The 19,328-nt window shown below is 70.0% G+C and carries 18 protein-coding genes; 8 read left to right on the top strand and 10 right to left on the bottom strand.

What is annotated here, in order from left to right:
• Nucleotide 1: 1 nt before the first annotated feature.
• Nucleotides 2-475 (bottom strand): type II 3-dehydroquinate dehydratase, encoded by a 474-nt coding sequence (gene aroQ / locus E0500_RS33340; protein ID WP_131562274.1) that lies wholly within the window; start codon nucleotides 473-475, stop codon nucleotides 2-4.
• A gap of 353 nt (nucleotides 476-828) precedes the next feature.
• Here aroQ and E0500_RS33335 point away from each other — a divergent pair, with 353 nt between their 5' ends.
• A complete protein-coding gene (locus E0500_RS33335; RefSeq protein ID WP_131562327.1) occupies nucleotides 829-2,112 on the top strand; it encodes an MFS transporter in 1,284 nt (427 codons plus the stop codon).
• 213 nt (nucleotides 2,113-2,325) lie between these two features.
• On the opposite strand, the gene E0500_RS33330 is transcribed toward E0500_RS33335, so the two are convergent.
• The 5 genes from E0500_RS33330 to E0500_RS33310 form a co-directional block, all read right to left on the bottom strand.
• Nucleotides 2,326-3,351 carry a TerC family protein gene (locus E0500_RS33330; RefSeq protein ID WP_131562272.1) on the bottom strand — a complete coding sequence of 342 codons (1,026 nt, stop codon included), beginning with the start codon at nucleotides 3,349-3,351 and terminating at the stop codon, nucleotides 2,326-2,328.
• 285 nt (nucleotides 3,352-3,636) lie between these two features.
• On the bottom strand, nucleotides 3,637-5,730 hold the full coding sequence (locus E0500_RS33325; protein WP_131562270.1) for a TerD family protein: 2,094 nt from the start codon (nucleotides 5,728-5,730) through the stop codon (nucleotides 3,637-3,639).
• Nucleotides 5,731-5,776: 46 nt separating this feature from the next.
• On the bottom strand, nucleotides 5,777-6,355 hold the full coding sequence (locus tag E0500_RS33320) for a TerD family protein (RefSeq protein WP_131562268.1): 579 nt from the start codon (nucleotides 6,353-6,355) through the stop codon (nucleotides 5,777-5,779).
• Between the two features lie 181 nt (nucleotides 6,356-6,536).
• Nucleotides 6,537-8,666 carry an excinuclease ABC subunit UvrB gene (gene uvrB, locus E0500_RS33315; RefSeq protein ID WP_131562266.1) on the bottom strand — a complete coding sequence of 710 codons (2,130 nt, stop codon included), beginning with the start codon at nucleotides 8,664-8,666 and terminating at the stop codon, nucleotides 6,537-6,539.
• A gap of 40 nt (nucleotides 8,667-8,706) precedes the next feature.
• Nucleotides 8,707-9,588 carry an MHYT domain-containing protein gene (locus tag E0500_RS33310; protein WP_131562265.1) on the bottom strand — a complete coding sequence of 294 codons (882 nt, stop codon included), beginning with the start codon at nucleotides 9,586-9,588 and terminating at the stop codon, nucleotides 8,707-8,709.
• Nucleotides 9,589-9,867: 279 nt separating this feature from the next.
• Here E0500_RS33310 and E0500_RS33305 point away from each other — a divergent pair, with 279 nt between their 5' ends.
• Nucleotides 9,868-10,740, top strand: coding sequence for a glycerophosphodiester phosphodiesterase family protein (locus E0500_RS33305; protein WP_131562263.1), 873 nt, complete (start codon nucleotides 9,868-9,870; stop codon nucleotides 10,738-10,740).
• Nucleotides 10,741-10,837: 97 nt separating this feature from the next.
• Complete coding sequence (locus E0500_RS33300) at nucleotides 10,838-11,392, top strand: methylated-DNA--[protein]-cysteine S-methyltransferase (RefSeq protein ID WP_131562261.1); 555 nt, start codon at nucleotides 10,838-10,840, stop codon at nucleotides 11,390-11,392.
• A 69-nt stretch (nucleotides 11,393-11,461) separates the two neighbouring features.
• Here E0500_RS33300 and E0500_RS33295 read toward each other — a convergent pair whose 3' ends face one another.
• Nucleotides 11,462-11,890 carry a VOC family protein gene (locus tag E0500_RS33295; RefSeq protein ID WP_131562324.1) on the bottom strand — a complete coding sequence of 143 codons (429 nt, stop codon included), beginning with the start codon at nucleotides 11,888-11,890 and terminating at the stop codon, nucleotides 11,462-11,464.
• Between the two features lie 99 nt (nucleotides 11,891-11,989).
• Between E0500_RS33295 and E0500_RS33290 the strand changes: the two genes are divergently transcribed.
• Together E0500_RS33290 and E0500_RS33285 are read left to right on the top strand one after the other, a co-directional pair.
• Nucleotides 11,990-12,898 carry a pseudouridine-5'-phosphate glycosidase gene (locus E0500_RS33290; RefSeq protein WP_181587316.1) on the top strand — a complete coding sequence of 303 codons (909 nt, stop codon included), beginning with the start codon at nucleotides 11,990-11,992 and terminating at the stop codon, nucleotides 12,896-12,898.
• Nucleotides 12,899-12,945: 47 nt separating this feature from the next.
• Nucleotides 12,946-13,941: a carbohydrate kinase family protein gene (locus E0500_RS33285; RefSeq protein ID WP_399120467.1), complete on the top strand. Its 996-nt coding sequence runs from the start codon at nucleotides 12,946-12,948 to the stop codon at nucleotides 13,939-13,941.
• An 18-nt stretch (nucleotides 13,942-13,959) separates the two neighbouring features.
• On the opposite strand, the gene E0500_RS33280 is transcribed toward E0500_RS33285, so the two are convergent.
• Nucleotides 13,960-14,754: a class I SAM-dependent methyltransferase gene (locus E0500_RS33280; protein ID WP_131570181.1), complete on the bottom strand. Its 795-nt coding sequence runs from the start codon at nucleotides 14,752-14,754 to the stop codon at nucleotides 13,960-13,962.
• 273 nt (nucleotides 14,755-15,027) lie between these two features.
• Between E0500_RS33280 and E0500_RS33275 the strand changes: the two genes are divergently transcribed.
• On the top strand, nucleotides 15,028-16,155 hold the full coding sequence (locus E0500_RS33275) for a magnesium and cobalt transport protein CorA (protein ID WP_131570180.1): 1,128 nt from the start codon (nucleotides 15,028-15,030) through the stop codon (nucleotides 16,153-16,155).
• Between the two features lie 174 nt (nucleotides 16,156-16,329).
• On the opposite strand, the gene E0500_RS33270 is transcribed toward E0500_RS33275, so the two are convergent.
• A complete protein-coding gene (locus tag E0500_RS33270) occupies nucleotides 16,330-16,758 on the bottom strand; it encodes a CBS domain-containing protein (protein ID WP_131570179.1) in 429 nt (142 codons plus the stop codon).
• Between the two features lie 217 nt (nucleotides 16,759-16,975).
• Nucleotides 16,976-17,617 carry a uridine kinase gene (locus E0500_RS33265; RefSeq protein ID WP_131570177.1) on the bottom strand — a complete coding sequence of 214 codons (642 nt, stop codon included), beginning with the start codon at nucleotides 17,615-17,617 and terminating at the stop codon, nucleotides 16,976-16,978.
• Between the two features lie 153 nt (nucleotides 17,618-17,770).
• Here E0500_RS33265 and E0500_RS33260 point away from each other — a divergent pair, with 153 nt between their 5' ends.
• Complete coding sequence (locus tag E0500_RS33260; RefSeq protein ID WP_131570175.1) at nucleotides 17,771-18,493, top strand: DUF2293 domain-containing protein; 723 nt, start codon at nucleotides 17,771-17,773, stop codon at nucleotides 18,491-18,493.
• Nucleotides 18,494-18,598: 105 nt separating this feature from the next.
• On the top strand, nucleotides 18,599-19,078 hold the full coding sequence (locus E0500_RS33255; RefSeq protein ID WP_131570173.1) for a DUF1772 domain-containing protein: 480 nt from the start codon (nucleotides 18,599-18,601) through the stop codon (nucleotides 19,076-19,078).
• The last annotated feature ends 250 nt before the right edge of the window (nucleotides 19,079-19,328 follow it).

Genomic DNA, 19,328 nt, shown 5'->3' with positions numbered 1-19,328 from the left:
CTCAGGTGTCCGTCTGCCCCGCCCCCACCAGCGCCGCGACGCGCTCAACCCCGAACACGTACCCCTGGATTCCGCAGCCCGCGATGACCCCGTCCGCGCGAAGCGAGACGTACGAGTGGTGCCGGAACTCCTCGCGCTTGTGGATGTTGGAGATGTGGACCTCCAGCACGGGCAGGCCGTCACAGGTGTTGAGCGCGTCGAGGATCGCGACCGAGGTGTGCGAGTAGGCGCCGGGGTTGATGACGATGCCGACGTGGTTCAGGCGCGCTTCGTGGATCCAGTCGACCAGCTCGCCCTCGTGGTTGGACTGCCGGAAGTCCACCGTGCCACCGTGTGCGGCCGCGGCCTTGGCGCACAGGGCCTCCACGTCGGCGAGCGTGTCGGAGCCATAGATCTCGGGCTGGCGCTGGCCGAGGAGGTTCAGGTTGGGCCCGTTGAGGATCATGATCGGGGCGTTGGCGAGGGTGCGGGGCACGGTTCCTCCGGTCCGGTGGGCGGGAGCGACCCGGTGAAGGCCACTGCTCAGACCCGGTTTATCACGGTGCACTGACACGCCACGGGCCCGGACCACATGCCGACAACCGCTCACCGTTCCCGAGCAGTCAGCGGGAGGCCGTCCTGCGCGCGCAGCGGATCTACGCCCCCGACATGACCGATCGTCATCCTCTATGGGGGGCGCGATTCGCGTGGACGGGCCCGCCCGGCGCATCACGGTGACGTACTGAGACGTACGCACGTCGTACGGGCCACCGTGCGCCCCCGTAACCGCCGATCACCGTGGGTAGTTGTCGCGGCATGCGCCATGCACACACCGTGAAACCGCCCTCCATGTTGCGGATCGCGTCCGCCTCACTGGCCGGGACGGCCATCGAGTTCTACGACTTCTTCGTGTACGGCACCGCGGCCGCACTGGTCCTGGGGCCGCTGTTCTTCCCGACGTTCTCGCCGGTGGCGGGCATGCTCGCGGCCTTCGCGACCTTCGGCGTCGGCTTCGTGGCACGCCCCCTGGGATCGGTGCTGTTCGGGCACATCGGGGACCGGCACGGGCGACGGCCGGTCCTCGTCGCCTCGCTGTTGCTGACCGGCGCGGCGACGGTCGCCGTCGGCTGTGTCCCGACGTACGACTCGATCGGTGTGGCCGCTCCCGCGCTCCTGCTCGGCCTGCGTTTCCTGCAGGGGCTCGGCCTCGGTGGGGAGTGGGGCGGCGCCGTGCTGCTGACGGCGGAGCACGCGCCCGCCGAGCGGCGCGGGTTGTGGTCGAGCTTCCCCCAGATCGGCCCGGCGGTGGGGTTCTTGCTGGCCAACGGTGTGATGCTGCTGCTGTCGTCGACGCTGTCGGACACCCAGTTCGCGGCCTGGGGCTGGCGGGTGCCGTTCTGTGCGGCGGGAGTGCTGGCCCTCGCCGGACTGTGGCTGCGCTCCTCGCTCGCCGAAAGCCCTCAGTTCCTCCGTATCGACGACCCCGCGCGCGTGCCGCTCGCCGAAGTGGCGCGCGGCCACTGGCGGCTGGTGCTGCTGACGGCGGGGGCGCTCGCGATCGGGTATGCCGTGTTCTACGCGGTGACGACCTGGTCGCTCGCGTACGCCACCGAACGGCTCGGCGTGGACCGTACGGTCATGCTGGCCTGCATCATGGCCGCCGTGGTCGTGAAGGGCGCGCTCACGCCGTTGGCTGCAGTCCTCGGTGACCGGTTCGGCCGGCGGCCGATGTGCCTTATCGGCTGTACGGCGTGCGCGCTGTGGATGTTCCCCATGGTGGGTCTCCTGTCGACCGGTGAGCCGCTGCTGATGTTCTTCGGCTTCCTGGTGGCGATGCTCGCGTTCATCACCATGTTCGCCGTGATCGCCGCGTATCTGCCGGAGCTGTACGAGCCCCGTGTGCGCTGCACGGGGGCCGCCGTGGGTTACAACCTGGGCGGAGTGCTCGGTGGTGCGCTGACGCCGATCGTGGCGACTGCCGTGGCCCAGGGCGAGGGGGTTCCCTGGGGCGTGGCCGCGTATCTGACGGGGATCGCTCTGCTGAGCCTGGGCTGCTTCGCGCTGTTGCCGGAGACGCGGCCGGTGCGGGTGGTCGCGGCAGAAACCACCGCTGGTGAGGCGGCAGCCGGCTGACACGGGCGCGGACTGCCGCGGCTGTCGGCTGATGCCAGCACTCGCAGCACCGGCTCAGGTGCCCTGAGGCGCAGCCGCCGGCTTGGCCGTCTCGGGGACTCGCTGTTGCGCCTGGCGTCGTGGCACCTGGTGGCCTCGTACGACTCGAAGACCGGCAAGCACCGGGAGCGGTGGTCGGCATTCGACCAACGGCGCTCCCGGTGCTGGTTGTCGCTACGCCTGAGGCCGTCCGGCCTCGACGCTGTCCTGCGGACCGCCTTCGGTCTCCTTCTGCGCAGTCTGCGCCGCCTCGGCCGCGGCCTGCTTCTTGGAAGCCATCAGGCTGGTGATCGTGGTGACGATCAGGACCGAGCAGATCACACCGAGCGAGACCGGTATGGAGATCACGGGGACATGGACCCCGGACTCGTGCAGGGCGTGCAGCACCAGCTTCACGCCGATGAAGCCGAGGATCACCGACAGGCCGTAGGAGAGGTGGACCAGCTTCTTCAGCAGGCCACCGATGAGGAAGTACAGCTGGCGCAGGCCCATCAGCGCGAACGCGTTGGCTGTGAACACGATGTACGGGTCCTGCGTCAGACCGAAGATCGCCGGGATGGAGTCGACCGCGAAGAGCACGTCCGTCGTCCCGATGGCGAGCATCACGACCAGCATCGGCGTCATGACGCGCTTGCCGTTCCGCTCGATCCACAGCTTGGTGCCGTGGTAGCGGTCGGCCACTCCGAAGCGCCTCTCGGCGGCCTTGAGCAGCTTGTTCTCCTCCCACTCCTCCTCGGACTCGTCGGCCCTGGCCTCCTGAATCAGCTTCCAGGCGGTGTAGATCAGGAAGGCGCCGAAGATGTAGAAGACCCAGGCGAAGCTGGAGATGATCGCCGCACCTGCGGCGATGAAGATCGCGCGGAGCACGAGGGCGATCAGCACACCGATGAGCAGTACCCGCTGCTGGTACTGCGAGGGCACCGAGAACTTCGCCATGATCAGGACGAAGACGAAGAGGTTGTCGACGCTCAGCGACTTCTCGGTGATGAAGCCGGCGAAGAACTCCCCGGAGGGCTGGCCGCCGGAGAAGACGAGGAGGCCGAGCCCGAAGAGCACGGCCAGGACGATCCAGACGACCGTCCAGATCCCGGCTTCCTTGATCGATACGTCATGGGGCTTGCGGCCGATGAAGAAATCGACCGCGATGAGGGCGGCAAGGCCCACGATGGTCAGGACCCACAGGGTCGTGGAAACATCCACTGCGCCTCCGGCAGTACGTAACGGCAAAAGTCAGCGTCGTCGCTGCCGGAGGTCTCTTCCACCCGTGCCACCGCTGGCGTCTGACACGCCTGGTGCCGCCGGGCCGACGCCCCGGGATCTGGCCAGATCCGTATTGACGGGTACGCCGCAACTGGTAGGGAGTACTCCCCTCCGTACGGAAAAGACTACTCGAATCACCAAGGAAAGGTAAAGTGATGAGTAAAAGAAGATCAAAAATGGCTGGTCAGCAGGCTTTGCTCAGGCTTGCCGCATCACTCGGTCGGGTCAACGGTTCCAGGAGCGGCGAGCCGTCGCGACCTGGGTGAGGACGTGCTGCAGGACCTGGCTGCCGGGCGGGACGAGCGCGGGCTCGTACGTCCACGCATGCCCCACCCAGGGGTCGGCGAGGTGGTCGTCGGGCACGGGAGTGAGTCGCATCAGCGAACGCCAGAGCGGGTCGAGCAACGGTCCGTACGCGGCGGCGTCCTGACGGTCGGCGACCATCATCAGATGCACACCCACGGCCGGGCCCTCGTCCGCGAGGTAGCGCAGCTGTGTGACGGCCCGGTCGTCGAAGCCGTGCGGGAAGTCGTTGACGATCAGCAGTTGCTCGGACACGTCGATACCAGGGGGCAGCGCATCAGGTGCGCCGCCGCGCACCGCCATCTGCACCAGGTCGACGCGCTGGGTGAGCCGCGCGAGCACGTCGGCCACGCCCGCGGCGCCGGCGGCGGGCGGAGCCGCGAGCACACCGGTCTGCACCAGCGGCGCGAGCGCGGACGCGCCCGTACCGGCGGGGTCGATGACGTGCACCGAGAACTCGCCCGGCGGGTGGACCGCGAGGATCCGCGCGGCGAGTGCGGCCGCCGTCTCCAGGGCGAGGGCGCGCAGTTCACCGGAGTCGACGAGCGATGCGTGGCCGGATTCCGAGTAGCCGCTGTCGATCCACAGGCCCCGCTCCAGGGGCAGGCGGACCAGCATCGGGATTCTCACGTTCTCGCTCTCGGGCAGGTGGAGGTCGCCCAGGCGCAGGGCCATGGGGATCTCCATCGGGACCCGGTAGCCGTGCCAGACGGGGTTGTCCCAGCGCGCGTATGCCGGGGGCAGCGCGGGCTCGACGACGTCCGCCTCGGCCCTGAGCTGGGCGAGGTCCCGGTCGAAGGCTTCCCTGGCGCGGTCGACGAGCTGGGTGTGCTTGGCCCGGGCCGTCTCGCGCGCGGCGTCGCCCTGACCGCCGATGCGGCTGCGCGGGTCGGACAGGACCGTGTCGAGCTCCTGCTCCATGCGCGAGTCGGCGAAGTCGACGGCGCTGCGGTAGGCGGCCGTGGTGCGGGCCAGGTCCTCGAACATGCCCCACACCTGGTTGTAGAGCCGCTCCTCCATGGACCAGCCGGTGGCGTCGCCGGCGACGGGCTGCGCGGACTGTCCCGGCTGGGCCACAGGCGCTGTCGGCGGAGGCGGCGGAGGCGCCGCGGTCTGTCGGCCGGGGTGCGTGTAGTTGATGGGGCCGCCCGCGGTGGCTGCGGCGGACGGGTCCGTCGGCGCGGGGCCCTGCTGCGATCCCGCACCGTGATCGGTTCGTGTGGCGTCCTGCGGGCCGGCCGCGTAGGGCGACGAAGCGTCCTGAGCGGCTGCCGCCGAGTAGGGGGAGGGGGCGCCCTGGGGGTCCGAGGTGCCGTAAGGGCTCTGCTGCGGCGATGCGCTCCCGGGAGCGCCCTGGGGTGCGGTGCCGCCGTGGGTCTGGTCAGGGCCCTGTGCGGGTGCGGCGGCGGGCCGGTGGCGGTCGGCGTCGGAGGTCCGCGGCGGGGGTGCCGCCACCGAGCGGGCGAGCCCCTGGGCCACCGCCTCGTTGATACTGCCCGCGAGTTGCCGGGCCTCCGGCAGGCCCTGGTCGGTGAGGAGTTCGGCGAGGCCGCCCGCGTAGCCCTGGCCGACCGCGCGGACCTTCCAGGCGTCCTGCCGGCGGTAGAGCTCCAGGGCCACCACGGCCGACTCGGAGTCCAGACCGGTGATGGTGTAACTGGCGACCTCGGTGCCGTCCAGGCCGGTGACGGCGAGGAAGGGAGCGGCGACCGTGCCGAACCGGACCGGGCCCCCGACTCCGGACGGCAGCGCTAGCAGCACGCTCACCCGGTGCACGGCCTGCGGTATGGCGTCCAGGTCGACGGCGAGTCGGTGGTCAGCCGCCGCTTGCCCGGACACCTCGAGACCGGGCAGCGTGGGTGCGCCCGGGTGGGCCACCCAGTCTGCTCCGTGTATTTTGCCGTGCTCGTCGCTGAGCGTGGCACCGGCCACGATCGGCTTGCCGGCCGAGACGCGGACCTCCAGTCGGACCTCGGGGAGCGGATGGTTCTGCCCCCGGACCAGCTCGGCCGTCATCGCCTTCGTCCCCCTGTGTCGCTGTGTGCGCTGTGCGTCGGGCTGCCTACAGGACCGGCAGGATCGCCGGCATCAGGTCCTGGAAGGTGCGGCCGTTGGCCGCGGAGCCGAGGGCCGTCATGTTCCAGCCCTGGCCCACCCTGTGCACCTTCGCCATGATCTGGGCGGTGTAGTTGCCGCCGCCGTCCAGCGTGTAGCGCGCCAGCTCCTGGCCGTTGGTCTCGTCGACCAGGCGGCAGAACGCGTTCTGCACCTCCTGGAAGGTCTGGCCCGTGAAGGAGTTCACGGTGAAGACGATCTGGTCGATGTGCACCGGGACACGCGCCAGGTCGACGAGGATGGCCTCGTCGTCGCCGCCCTGGCCGACACCGCCGACGAGGTTGTCACCGGTGTGACGCACGGAACCGTCGTCGCTGACGAGGTGGCGGAAGAAGACGACGTCGACCGGCTGCTTGTCCGCGAACAGCACGGCCGAGGCGTCGAGGTCGATCTCCCGGGTGCGGGAACCGAACAACCCACGCCGCGGGGCGGCCTGCCAGCCGAGCCCCATGCGCACTGCGGTCAGCGTGCCCCCGTCGTTCTTCTGCAGGCTGATGGCCTGCCCCTTGGTCATGTTGACCGTCACGCGCTGTCCCCTCTCGAACTTTCCCCTGTTGCCGCGGAGTCCGCGGTTGTCCAGCACCCTATTGTTCGGCGCGGACAGTGCCGAACCCTGGGTCGCACTTTGTGTCGGTCTTGCAACACAGCGCGCCCGCGCCGGTGGCGCGGGGCCCTCTCCCGGTACCCTCCTCGCCCCTGGCGGGCTCTCAGGACAGACCCGCCTCCTGCATCTGCCGCAGCTCCTTCTTCATCTCGGACACCTCGTCGCGCAGCCGGGCGGCGATCTCGAACTGGAGGTCGGCGGCCGCCGCACGCATCCGCTCGGTCATCTCCTCGATCTGCTCGGCGAGTTCGGCCGCCGGACGGTCGGTCGGCACGGCTTCCTTGCGCTTGCCCTTGGCGGACTTGGCGCCCTTGGCCGCCTTGCCGGGAACGGGGGTCTTGGCCCCCTTGCCGTCCGCCCCCTTGCGGTAGCCGGTGCCGAGCAGTTGCTCCGTGTCGACGTCCTCGCGGGCGATCTGCGCCACGATGTCGTTGATCTTCTTGCGGAGCGGCTGGGGGTCAATCCCCTTCTCCTTGTTGTACGCGACCTGCTTCTCCCGGCGGCGGTTGGTCTCCTCGATGGCCTTCTCCATCGCCGGGGTGATCTTGTCGGCGTACATGTGGACCTGACCGGAGACGTTGCGGGCCGCGCGGCCGATGGTCTGGATGAGGGAGGTGCCGGAGCGCAGGAAGCCCTCCTTGTCGGCGTCGAGGATCGCCACCAGGGAGACCTCCGGAAGGTCAAGGCCCTCCCTGAGGAGGTTGATGCCGACCAGGACGTCGAACTCGCCGGAGCGCAGCTCCCGAAGCAGCTCGACGCGGCGCAGGGTGTCGACGTCGCTGTGGAGATAGCGGACCTGGATGCCGAGTTCGAGGAAGTAGTCGGTGAGGTCCTCGGCCATCTTCTTGGTGAGCGTGGTGACCAGGACGCGCTCGTCCTTCTCGGTGCGCCCCCGGATCTCGTGCACCAGATCGTCGATCTGGCCCTCGGTGGGCTTGACGACTACCTCGGGGTCGACGAGGCCGGTGGGGCGGATGATCTGCTCCACCGGGCCGTCCGAGCGGGACAGCTCGTACTGCCCGGGGGTCGCCGACAGGTAGACCGTCTGGTCGATGCGCTCCTGGAACTCCTCCCACTTGAGTGGGCGGTTGTCGAGCGCGGACGGCAGCCGGAAGCCGTGGTCCACGAGGGTGCGCTTGCGGGAGGCGTCGCCCTCGTACATCGCGCCGATCTGGGGCACGGTGACGTGGGACTCGTCGATGACGAGGAGGAAGTCGTCGGGGAAGTAGTCCAGCAGCGTGTTCGGCGGGGAGCCGGGGAGGCGGCCGTCGAAATGCATCGAGTAGTTCTCCACGCCGGAGCAGGAGCCGATCTGGCGGAGCATCTCAAGGTCGTACGTGGTGCGCATGCGCAGGCGCTGGGCCTCCAGGAGCTTGCCCTGCTTCTCCAGCTCGGCCAGGCGCTCCCCCAGCTCCTTCTCAATGTCGTTGACGGCGCGCGCCATGCGCTCGGGGCCCGCGACGTAGTGGGAGGCCGGGAAGACGTACAGCTGCTCGTCGTCGCTGATGACCTCGCCGGTGAGGGGGTGCAGCGTGGAGAGCGCCTCGATCTCGTCGCCGAACATCTCGATGCGGACGGCCAGCTCCTCGTAGACCGGGAAGATCTCGATCGTGTCGCCCCGGACCCGGAAGGTGCCTCGGGTGAACGCCATGTCGTTGCGCGTGTACTGGATGTCCACGAAGCGGCGCAGCAGGTCGTCACGATCGATCTCGTCGCCGACCTTGAGGGGGACCATCCGGTCCACGTACTCCTGTGGAGTACCGAGGCCGTAGATGCAGGACACCGAGGCGACCACGACGACATCGCGGCGGGTGAGCAGCGAGTTGGTCGCGGAGTGGCGCAGGCGCTCCACCTCCTCGTTGATCGAGGAGTCCTTCTCGATGTACGTGTCCGACTGCGGGACGTATGCCTCTGGCTGGTAATAGTCGTAGTACGAGACGAAGTACTCGACGGCGTTGTTCGGCAGGAGCTCGCGGAACTCGTTCGCCAGCTGGGCGGCCAGGGTCTTGTTCGGCGCCATCACGAGGGTGGGGCGCTGAAGCTTCTCGATCATCCACGCGGTGGTGGCGGACTTGCCGGTGCCGGTCGCGCCCAGCAGGACGACGTCCTTCTCACCTGCTTCGATACGCCGGGCAAGCTCGGCGATGGCCGCGGGCTGGTCGCCACTCGGCTGGTAGGGGCTGACGACCTCGAAGGGCGCCACCGTGCGTTCGATCTTTGATACGGGCCGCATGGAATCCACCGTACGACCCCGCACTGACAACGGGCCCTGATCACCAGTTCTGCGGGGTGCGGGAGCTCGACCGCCGGGGGCGCCGGTGGTGCTGGCGGGAGCTGGACGTGGGGCGCCTGCCGAGGTGGGCGGCGGTGGCGTGGGCCGGGATACCGGGGCGCTGCTCGGTGGAGCTCCAGGCGGTGGGCTTGCCCATGACCATCAGCGGGTCGAACATCACGACGACACCGGCGAGGAGCAGGAAGGCGAGCGGGCCGATCATCATCGGTGCGAGCAGGGCGGCGGGGGACTCGCCCGCAGGGGTGCCGCCGGCGGCGCCGTGCAGGTGGACGCTGAGGGCGCCCATGCCGGTGTAGTGCATGCCGGTGACGGCGAGCCCCATGACGAGGCTGGCGCCCACGCTCCACAGGAAACCGCGGACCTGTCCGGCCGCCCACAGTGCGGCGGTGGCGGCCACGACGGCTATGACGACCGAGACGGACACGGTGAAGGTGTTGTACGTGAGCTTTCCGTTGAGGCGCATGCCCGCCATGCCCAGGTAGTGCATGGAGGCGACGCCCAGGCCGGTGATGGTGCCGCCGGTGAAGAGGGCCGTTCCGGTCGCCCTCCTGTAGCCGACGATGAAGATCCCGATACCGACCATGACGATCGCGACGGCCAGGCTCGCGAACGTGGTCGGCATGTCGTAGTGGATCGGGGCCTCCCGGACCGTGAAGCCCATCATCGCGATGAAGTGCATGGTCCAGATGCCGGACCCGATCGCCGCCGCGCCCATGGCGAGCCAGCCGGCCCGCCAGCGGCCGGCTACGAGCATGGATCTGGTGGTGCAGCGGAGGCCCAGTGCACCACCGAGGCAGGCCATGAGGTAGGCCACCAGCGGCGTGACAAGTCCGTAGCTGAAGCCGTCGACCGTGCCCTGCATGCGCGGCTGCCCTCCCACCCTGTTGGATCACGAGTTCCCTGAAACGCCCCCCACCCCGGAACCGCCGACAACAGTCAGGGGTGAGGCAGAGAGTATGACCCCCACCGGAATGGTCGAACGATTTTCCGGCAAAGAAACACGGCTCTGCCCCACTTGTGCGGCGCTGGTGAGCGGACTTGGGCAACTCCATTCAATTCGTGGCCATTCTGCACCCCCCTCCTATTGACCCTCTGCTGTCACTCTGGAGCTGTCCGTGATCGCTCGACGCGAGGAGTACGCATGCACATGCGCGCTGTTGCCACCGCGAGCACCGCGCTCATGGGGGCCACCGTCCTCTTTCTTCCCACCTCCCCCGCTCAGGCCTCCAACGCGAGCGACAACCCGCTCGTGGTGGCCCACCGGGGAGCCTCCGCCTACGCGCCCGAAAACACCCTGGCAGCCGTCGACAAGGCGGCCAAAATGGGCTTCCGCTGGGTCGAGAACGACGTCCAGCGCACCAAGGACGGCGAACTCGTCGTCCTCCACGACGCCTCACTGGCCCGCACGACGAACGTGGAGGAGGTCTTCCCCGGCCGGGCGCCCTGGAACGTGCAGGACTTCACCGCGGCGGAGATCGCGCGGCTCGACGCGGGCAGCTGGTTCGACTCCCGGTACGCGGGCGCGCGCGTACCGACCCTGAAGCAGTACATGAACCGTGTGTCGCACAACCACCAGAAGCTCGTCCTGGAGATCAAGAACCCCGCCCTCTACCCCGGTATCGAGCGGGAGACCCTCAAGGTGCTGAGCAACGAGGGCTGGCTCAGCCCGGCGCACCTCAAGAACAGTCTGGTCGTCCAGAGCTTCAGCGCCGACACCGTGCGGACCGTCCACCAGCTGCGTCCGGGCGTCAAGACCGCCTTCCTGGGCACTCCCGCGGTCACGGACCTGTCCGAGTACGCGACGTTCGCCGACCAGATCAACGCGTCGTACACCACGATCTCCCGCGGCTATGTCGCCGCCATCCAGGCGTTCAACGGACCGCACGGCAAGCCGATGGAGATCCTCACCTGGACCGTGGACGACGCGGACAGCGCCCGCCGCGTCGCCGGGTACGGCGTGGACGGCATCATCACGAACAAGCCCGACGTGGTCCGGGCGGCGACGGAGGGCTGACGGAAGCCCGCTGGGTCCGGGTTCCCGCCCGGGGCGTGGATGTGCGCGTGCGTCCTTGCCCCGGGCGTTGTCAGTGGCGCGCCGTACGGTGGGTCGCATGAACAGCCATGGGCAGAACGAACAGCAGGTCGTGTGGGCCGTGGTCGGCACGGACATCGGCCCGCTGCTGCTGGCCGCGACCCGCGACGGCCTGGTGAACGTCGTGTTCCACGCCACGGACGCGGTCCGGGACAAGGCGCTCGACCGGCTCGCGTCCCGGCTCGGCACCGAGCCCACCGAGGTGCCGGACTCCCCGCTGCTGACCGAGGCGATACATCAGGTCGCGGCCTACTTCGCGGGCGAGCGGCACGACTTCGACCTGCCCCTGGACTGGTCGCTGATCTCCGGCTTCAACCGCCAGGTGCTGCGTGAGCTGGCGTCCGGCGTGCCGTACGGCACGGTCGTCGGCTACGGCGACCTTGCCCGGCGGGTGGGACAGCCGGGCGCGGCCCAGGCGGTGGGCGTGGCCATGGGCTCGAACCCACTGCCGGTGGTGGTGCCGTGCCACCGGGTCGTCGAGAGCGACGGTGGGATCGGCGGGTTCGGAGGGGGTCTGGAGACCAAGCGGCAGCTGCTGGCGCTGGAAGGGGTGCTTCCGGAGCCGTTGTTCTGAGGTTCCGCGCGGATGGAGGAGTACCCGCACGCATGGGCGCCCTTTTGGCGCGCCCTGGCACCGCGTGACCTACTCGTAGTGCCGCGCCTCGAACACATTGCCGTCCGGGTCGCGGAAGTAGAAGCTGCGGCGGGCCATGCCACGGGCGCCGAACGCGTCGTACGAGAAGTCCGAAACGGGAACGTCCCGCTCCTCCAGCCGGGCCCTCAGTGCCTCGAAGCCGCCGGCCTTGTAGGAGAGACACACGTGGTTGACGGGGTGGCCGGCGCTGTCGGCCGCCCCGGGCACCATGGTCATGTGCTCGGCCACCGTGCGCGGCATGAGGTCGAGGATGGTCTCCTCGTTGACCCTCACCGAGGGGAACGGCACCTGGCCCGCGGCGTACTCGGTGAGCCTCACGGGCCGCAGTCCGATCGCCTTCTCGTAGAAGTGGGCCGCGGCGATCGGGTCGCGGACCCAGAGGACCACATGGTCGAGACGTGTCGTGTCGTCCGTCATGTGGGCCAGGCTGGTGGTGTCCCCCACGAGCCGCAAGGGTTTGGCCGGGCGCGCCGCCCGCCAGAGATGAGGGAGAACCGGAAGACAGGAGGCAGGCACGTGGTGCTGGTGGTGTCCGAAGAGGTGCGGGAGGCGCTTTACGCGCGGCGTCCCGTGGTGGCCCTGGAGTCCACGATCATCGCGCACGGGCTGCCTCGCCCGCGCAACCTGCAGGTCGCGCTGGAGCTGGAGGAGGTCGTGCGACGGGAGGGCGCCGTCCCGGCGACGATCGCCATGCTCGACGGGCGGCCGCACGTCGGCCTGGACAAGGTGCAGCTGGAGCGGGTCGCGAACGAGGACGGGATCCGCAAGCTAGGCCATCGGGACCTGCCGCTCGCCGTGGCCTCGGGGGTGAGCGGTGCTACCACCGTGTCGGCGACCGCGCAGCTCGCGGCCCTCGCGGGCGTACGGGTGTTCGCGACGGGTGGGCTGGGCGGGGTGCACCGGCAGTGGACGGTGACCCAGGACGAGTCCGCCGACCTGGGGTTGCTGGCGCGTACCCGGATCACCGTGGTGTGCGCGGGCGTGAAGTCGATTCTGGACGTGCCGGCGACACTGCAGCGACTGGAGACGCTGGGGGTCGCCGTCGCCGGGTACGGCACGGACCGCTTCCCCGGCTTCTACCTGTCCGACTCGGGGCATCCGGTGGACTGGACGCTGGAGTCACCGGAGCAGGTGGCGGAGGTCATGCGCGCTCAGGACGCGCTCCGCGGGCCGGAGTCGGCGCTCATCGTCGCCAACCCCGTGCCCGAGGAGGAGCAGCTCGAACCCGGACTCCACGCGCGCGTCCTCGCCGACGCACTGCACGCGTGCGAGGAGGAGGGCGTCACGGGGCAGGCCGTCACGCCGTTCCTGCTCGACTATCTGGTGCGGCACACCGACGGCGCTTCGCTGAGCGCGAACCTGGCGGCGGTGCGCGGGAATGTCCGTCTCGCGGCCCGCATCGCGGCGGCCTGGGCCGGGGTGTGACCGGTCCCGGCGGGCAGGAGGGGAGACGGGGCGGGGAAGGGCCCTGCGTGGTTCCGGTGCCTGCCGAGCTGGGCGAGGAGCCGTCTGGTGCGGGCACGTCTCCTTCCGGTGGGGCCCTGCTGGTCGTCGGGGACGTCGTCACCGACATCGTCGCCCGGCACCGTGGACCGCTGGCGTCGGGGACCGACACCGCCGCGTCGGTGCGGACGCTTCCCGGTGGTGCGGGCGCCAACGTGGCGTGCTGGGCGGCTCACTGGGGCTGTGCGGTGGTACGGCTGCTCGGGCGGGTGGGCACGGATGGGGCCGCGTGGCACGAACAGGAGCTGACGGCCTGTGGGGTACGGCCGCACCTCGTCGTCGATCCGGTGGCGCCGACCGGAACGGTGATCTGCCTGGTCGACACGGACGCGGCGGCCGAGCGGACGTTTCTGACGGACAGCGGGGCGTCCCTGCGGCTCGACCCCGGCGACTGGTCGGACAGCCTGCTCGACGGAGTCGCCCGGCTGCATCTCTCGGGCTATCTGTTGTTCTCCGAGCCGAGCCGGGCGCTGGTGGCGGCCGCTTTGGACTCGGCACGTGCGCGTGGCGTGCCGGTGAGCCTGGATCCGGCATCGGCAGGTTTTCTCACGGAGCTGGGTGTGGACCGTTTCCTGGCGCTCGTCGAGGGGATCGACGTACTGCTGCCCAGCCGCGACGAGGCGTGTCTGCTCACGGGCCTGCCCGATCCGTCGGACGCGGCGGCCAAGCTGAGCCGTCATGTTCCCCTGGTGGTCGCCAAGCAGGGTGCTGACGGAGCGCTGGTGGCCCGGTCCGGCACCGTCCACGCGCGCGTGCCCGCCGCCCCCGCGACGCCTCGCGACACCACGGGCGCCGGCGATGCCTTCACGGGTGCCTTCCTCGCCACCCTGCTCGCGGGCGCCGGGCCCGAAGAGGCGGCGGGCGAGGGGTGCCGCGCCGGGGCGCTGGCGGTGCAACGGGTGGGTGGGCGGCCGCCCGTGGCGAACCGGCAGCGACACGCTGGACCCACCGGGCCCATGGCTTGAGGGGCTCCGGCTCCCGCCCTATGCCTTCCTTCCCCACGCGGAGATCATCGGCGCCGTGGCGAGGTCCATCGTGCCGGTGGCCACGTTCGCGAGGTGCTGGTCGATCTCCTGTTCGGTAGCGAGGCCCGACGAGACGAGCTGGTCGCGGACCTGCCGGATCGTCGCGGACTCCAGGGCGGCGCAGGCAGGCGAGGCGACCGGGAAGTACGCGTCGGCCTGGACGCCGCACAGACCGGCCTCCCGGAGCAGCCGGGGCAGTGTGCGGCCGTACCCGAGGTCGGCGCCGCGCTCGGAGAGCAGGCTGCGGAATCCCTGGCGCAGCCGGTTGGCCAGTTGTTGCTCCGGGCCGTACTCATCGGGGCAGAGCAGGGGCTGCAGGGCCGGGTCGGCGTCCTCGATCAGGATCCGCCCACCGGGCCGCAGCGCGTTGATCATGGAACGCAAAGCTCGCTCCCGGTCCCGCACGTGGACCAGGACCAGCCGGGCGTGCACGAGGTCGAAGCCCTCCCCCGGCGCTTCGTCCGCGCCCACGTCGTGGACGCGGACCTCGACCGGCGGGCGGGCTGCCGGGGCCATCAACGAGGTGTCGATGTCGGTCGCGAGGACCTTGCCGGTCGGACCGACCTTCTTGGCGAGCCAGGAGATCACGGAGGTGCCGCCCGCGCCGACCTCCCAGCAGCGCCAGCCCGACCCGACGCCAAAGCCCTGGAGGTGCCGGAACGTGATGGGATCGAAAAGTGTGGCGAAGGCGTCGAAGCGCTCACCGGCCTCGGCCTGCTGGTTGTCGAGAAGATACCCGTCGGTTCGCGTCATGGCGCGATCATCCCATTTGACTGCCATGTCAGCACATTGACGCCCTCACGACTCCCGCCCCCGCCCCAGCAGTAATTCGGCAGGCACGCACCCACGCCGGAACCAGCGACACGACCAGTCGGCCGGCCGGAAAACGAAGCGGAATGTTCCGTTCCCACAGGCTTACGCGTCACTCGATTCATGCTGGCAGACTGGCCACGGCAAGGCACGGAGTGCGGCGCGTCCCGGAGACGAACTGCGCACACAAGGGGAGATCCACGCGAGGAGATCCAGATGTCCATGGCAGGGAATCTGCGGAAGGTCACGGGCCTCGACAAGGTCGGCGGCCTGCGCGGGGTGGCACGGCTGACACGGCGCCGCGTCCGTGTCGATCTCAGCCACCCGGCCCGTTCCCCGCTGGGCTCCGCGGTGGTCAACTGTGTGACGTACCAGGACGGGGTGCGTGTACCCGGCAGCCGTGACCTCGTCGACGCCGTCGAGCATGTCCGCAAGACGGACGAAGGCTTCGTCTGGCTGGGGCTGCACGAGCCGACGGCGCGCGAGTTCGCGGGCATCGCCGAGTTGTTCGGGCTGCACCCACTGGCGGTCGAGGACGCGGTCGAGGCCCATCAGCGCCCGAAGCTGGAGCGCTACGGCGAGACGTTGTTCGCCGTGTTCAAGACCGTCTGCTACGTCGAGCACAAGGAGCTGACGGCGACCAGCGAGGTGGTGAACACCGGCGAGATCATGGTCTTCGTCGGCACTGACTTCGTGATCACGGTGCGGCACGGCCGGCACGGCTCACTCGGACCGCTGCGCGAGGAGCTGGAGGCGAACCCCGAGCAGCTCACCAAGGGACCGGCCGCGGTGCTGCACGCGATCGCGGACCACGTGGTGGACGACTATCTGACCGTCACGGACTCGGTCCAGGCGGACATCGACCAGGTCGAGACGGACGTGTTCGCGGAGAACGGCGCGCGGGTGGACCCGGGTCGCATCTACCAGCTCAAGCGCGAACTGCTGGAGCTGAAGCGGGCGGTGGCCCCGCTCGCCCGCCCGGTCCTGGAGCTCGCCACCCGGCCCGAGCGGGTGGTCGCCCCGGAGATTCAGGCCTACTTCCGGGACGTCTCAGACCACCTTTTGCGGGCCACCGAGCAGATAGCCGCGTTCGACGAGTTGCTGAACTCGATCCTGCAAGCGCATCTCGCGCAGGTCAGCGTCGCGCAGAACGAGGACATGCGGAAGATCACGGCGTGGGCGGCACTCATCGCCGTCCCGACGATGGTGTGCGGGGTGTACGGCATGAACTTCGACTACATGCCGGAGCTGCGCTGGAAGCTCGGCTATCCGATGGTCTTGGTGGTCATAGCCGTCGCCTGCACCGCCCTGTACCGGGGCTTCAAGCGCAACGGCTGGCTGTGACCTCCCCCGCCCGGAGCGGAGGGGTCGTACCTCGACCCGTCCGGAAACCGGGCGAGGGCGCGCCCTCAGTGGACCGACATGGACCGAACCGACGTGGACCGCGTGAACCGAACTGAACTGACGGAGTCAGTCCGGGGCGAACCGGCGGAGTCAGCCCGGGGCGAACCGGCGGAGTCAGCCCGGGGCGCCCTTCGCGTAGACGCTCTCGACCCAGACCCCGATCTGCTCCTCGGGCAGGTGCTCGGCCAGGTCGGCCTCGCTGATCATGCCGACGAGGCGCTTGTTCTCGATGACCGGAAGCCGGCGGATCTTATGCCCGGTCATCTCCCGGAGCACTTCGCTGACATCGGCGTTCGCGTCGATCCAGCGCGGTGTGCCCTTGGCCATCTCGCCCGCCGTGACGCGTGACGGGTCGTGGCCCATGGCCACACAGCCCACGACGATGTCGCGGTCGGTCAGGATGCCACAGAGCCGTTCGTTCTCGTCGCTGATGGGCAGGGCTCCGACATTGAGCTCGCGCATCAGCTGCGCGGCACGGTCCAGGGTCTCGTGGGCGGGGATCCACTGGGCGCCACGGTGCATGATGTCTCCGGCGGTGGTCATGAAGTACCTCCCGGTGCCGGACGGCCGGCGCGGTGCGGGGACGCACCGCTAGTCCCGACCCCCTACATTCTCGCCGCGCCGCCGGGCGGACGCACCCGGAGCACCACGGCTCCGGCCGACCGCCCGCACCCCTCGGGACTCCCTCGGGCCAGGGCTGGGGGCCTCAACCGGCCCGAGGGAGTCAGGCCGAGAAACCGATGCGGAGTGCCGCGCCGGCTCAGCCGCTCCATGCGGGGTGCCGTGGGTCGTCGGCGCGTACCAGGACATCGGCCGTCGCCGCCGGGTCGGTTTCCGCCGCGTAGCGCTCGTAGGCGGGGAGGGTCCAGTGCTCGGCCTCGGGGGTACGGCGGCGGAGGGCGCCCGCCGAGAGGAGGACGTGGACCGACAGGTCGAAGGGGAACCAATGCTTCAGGAGGAGGGGACCGTGCAGCAACAGGAGCCCGCCAGGCGGGAGTTGGACGTAGAAACTTCGGGAAGCGCGGTCAGTCGCGGGATCCCAGAGGTCGGGCAGGACACGGCCGTCGCCGCCGGGTTCGAGGGGGCCGAAGACCTCGCGCCACAGGGCGGCCGTGTCGAACCAGCCGCCGTAGTACGACTCCACGTCCTCGTGCCCGTACTCGAACCGGAGGGACGCCGGGCGCAGGAAACCCTCCGTGCCCACGACGAGCGAGGGCCGGCCGCGCACGCGCAGTGCATCGGAAACGCGCTGGGCGAGATCGCCGGGGCCAGCGGCGGGAGCTCCGTCGAAGGCGATGCGGGGCCAGGCGCTGCCGTCGTCCGGCTTCAGGTCGAGCAGGCGGTCGGCGAGGAGGTCGCCGAGCCGCTCCCAGGTGATCGCTTCGAGTCGCACACGGCCCATGATGCCCCGCGAGGCCACCCAGCCCTGAGAGCGGTCAGGGACGGAAGACGGACTCCTCGGGTGCGGCACGGGCGGAGAGGAGCCGGGGAACGAAGACGCGCCAAGGGGGCGCGAACCTGGTGACGTGCAGGTCGAGCCGGGAAGGAACCGCATATGGAAGCACCAGCAACTCCCCTGTATCGCACCGGCCTTGTCGTGATCCAGGCACTCAGGAAGAAGCACTGCGCAGAGTGCCGCAGCGGGCCGCTGGCGTTGCTGGTGCTGGAGGAGGGTGTGCCGCGGTGTCTCGACTGCGTGGATCTCGGGCATCTGGTGTTCCTGCCGCGGGGTGACACCGCGCTGACGCGGAGGTCGCGGGAGGAGAGCTCGCTGTCCGCGGTGGTGGTGCGGTTCGACCGGCGGAGGAGCCGGTACGAGCGGCAGGGTGTCCTCGTCGAGGAGGCGGCGCTCGCCCGGGCCGAGGATCGGTGCCTGGCGGACGCGGAGGCGAGGCGACGGCGCCGGGTGCGGGACACGCGGCGGCGGGCGGCGGAGGACGTGCGGTTCACGGACGCGTTCGCGGCGGAGATCCGGCGGCTGTTTCCCGGGTGCCCCGCCGGGCGGGCGGGGGCCATCGCGGCGCACGCCTCGGTGCGCGGCAGCGGGCGGGTCGGACGGAGCGCCGCGGGGCAGGCGCTGTCCGAGGCGGCCGTGACCTCGGCGGTCATCGCCTCCGTGCGGCATCTGGACACGCCGTACGACCGGTTCCTGATGAGCGGGGTGCCCCGGTACGAGGCACGGCGGCGGATCGCGCCGGTGGTGGAGATGACATTGCGGGAGTGGCGGGAGGCCGGAGAGGGCAAGGAGGCCAGGGATGAAAGGGATAACGGGGAGTGAGTTTGGGGAGCAAGAGCAGTACGGGGAGTGATGTCAGGGGCCGGTCGGGCTCTTGGATTCGGGGGATGAGGCGGGAGTGCTTCGGGGGATGAGGCGGGAATGGACATGATCGATGGACCATACTTTGTGCTGACGGTGCTGGGGGTGCTCGGTACGGGTCTGGTCGCCGGGGTGTTCTGCGGGTTCTCGACGTTCGTGATGAGAGGGATCGCCGCGCTGCCGCCCGCGCAGGGGGTGGCAGCGATGCAGTCGATCAACGTCGCGGCGCTGAGGCCGGCCTTCATGCTCGTGTTCGTCGGGTCGGCCGTACTCTGCGCCGTGCTGGCGGTGGTCACGTTCGTGCTGTGGCCGGACGAAGGGACGGTGGAGCTGCTGCTGGGGAGTGTGCTGTATCTGTTCGGGTGCTTCGGGGTCACGGTGGTGGCGAACGTCCCGCGCAACGACGCCCTGGCCAAGCTGGACGCGGGCACACCGGAGGCCGCAGCGTACTGGCCGACGTATGTGAGCGAGTGGTCGACGTGGAACCACGTCCGAGGCGTCGCCTCGGCCGCCGCGGCGATCTCGTACATACTCGCCCTGACCTGATTCGGATACGCGGGCGCCACCCGGGCGGCCTGAGAGGGACAGGCTCGCGTGCCTGGAGCGAACAGGCCTGCGCCCGGCCGGGGCGTATGCGACGACCGCGACGTATCGTGGCGGGAAGTAGAGAGTGCCGCCCGAAGGCGAACGGCCTCGCGCAGTCCGCAGTCCGCAGTCCGCAGTCCGCAGTCCGCAGTCCGCAGTCCGCAGTCCGCAGTCCGCAGGTCGTACGGCCATGCCGTACACGTATGTGATG

The sequence above is a fragment of the Streptomyces sp. KM273126 genome, assembly GCF_004337435.2.
GTDB classification, from domain to species: domain Bacteria; phylum Actinomycetota; class Actinomycetes; order Streptomycetales; family Streptomycetaceae; genus Streptomyces; species Streptomyces acidicola.
This window is presented reverse-complemented; position numbering and strand designations above follow the sequence as displayed.

Coding starts and splice junctions, on each gene's coding strand:
- E0500_RS33295 (WP_131562324.1), bottom strand. CDS start 11,890: ATGACGGACGACACGACACGTCTCGACCATGTGGTCCTCTGGGTCCGC.
- E0500_RS33310 (WP_131562265.1), bottom strand. CDS start 9,588: ATGCAGGGCACGGTCGACGGCTTCAGCTACGGACTTGTCACGCCGCTG.
- E0500_RS33260 (WP_131570175.1), top strand. CDS start 17,771: ATGGAAGCACCAGCAACTCCCCTGTATCGCACCGGCCTTGTCGTGATC.
- E0500_RS33265 (WP_131570177.1), bottom strand. CDS start 17,617: ATGGGCCGTGTGCGACTCGAAGCGATCACCTGGGAGCGGCTCGGCGAC.
- E0500_RS33335 (WP_131562327.1), top strand. CDS start 829: ATGTTGCGGATCGCGTCCGCCTCACTGGCCGGGACGGCCATCGAGTTC.
- E0500_RS33325 (WP_131562270.1), bottom strand. CDS start 5,730: ATGACGGCCGAGCTGGTCCGGGGGCAGAACCATCCGCTCCCCGAGGTC.
- E0500_RS33300 (WP_131562261.1), top strand. CDS start 10,838: ATGAACAGCCATGGGCAGAACGAACAGCAGGTCGTGTGGGCCGTGGTC.
- E0500_RS33255 (WP_131570173.1), top strand. CDS start 18,599: ATGATCGATGGACCATACTTTGTGCTGACGGTGCTGGGGGTGCTCGGT.
- E0500_RS33275 (WP_131570180.1), top strand. CDS start 15,028: ATGTCCATGGCAGGGAATCTGCGGAAGGTCACGGGCCTCGACAAGGTC.
- E0500_RS33280 (WP_131570181.1), bottom strand. CDS start 14,754: ATGACGCGAACCGACGGGTATCTTCTCGACAACCAGCAGGCCGAGGCC.
- E0500_RS33305 (WP_131562263.1), top strand. CDS start 9,868: ATGCACATGCGCGCTGTTGCCACCGCGAGCACCGCGCTCATGGGGGCC.
- E0500_RS33270 (WP_131570179.1), bottom strand. CDS start 16,758: ATGACCACCGCCGGAGACATCATGCACCGTGGCGCCCAGTGGATCCCC.
- uvrB (WP_131562266.1), bottom strand. CDS start 8,666: ATGCGGCCCGTATCAAAGATCGAACGCACGGTGGCGCCCTTCGAGGTC.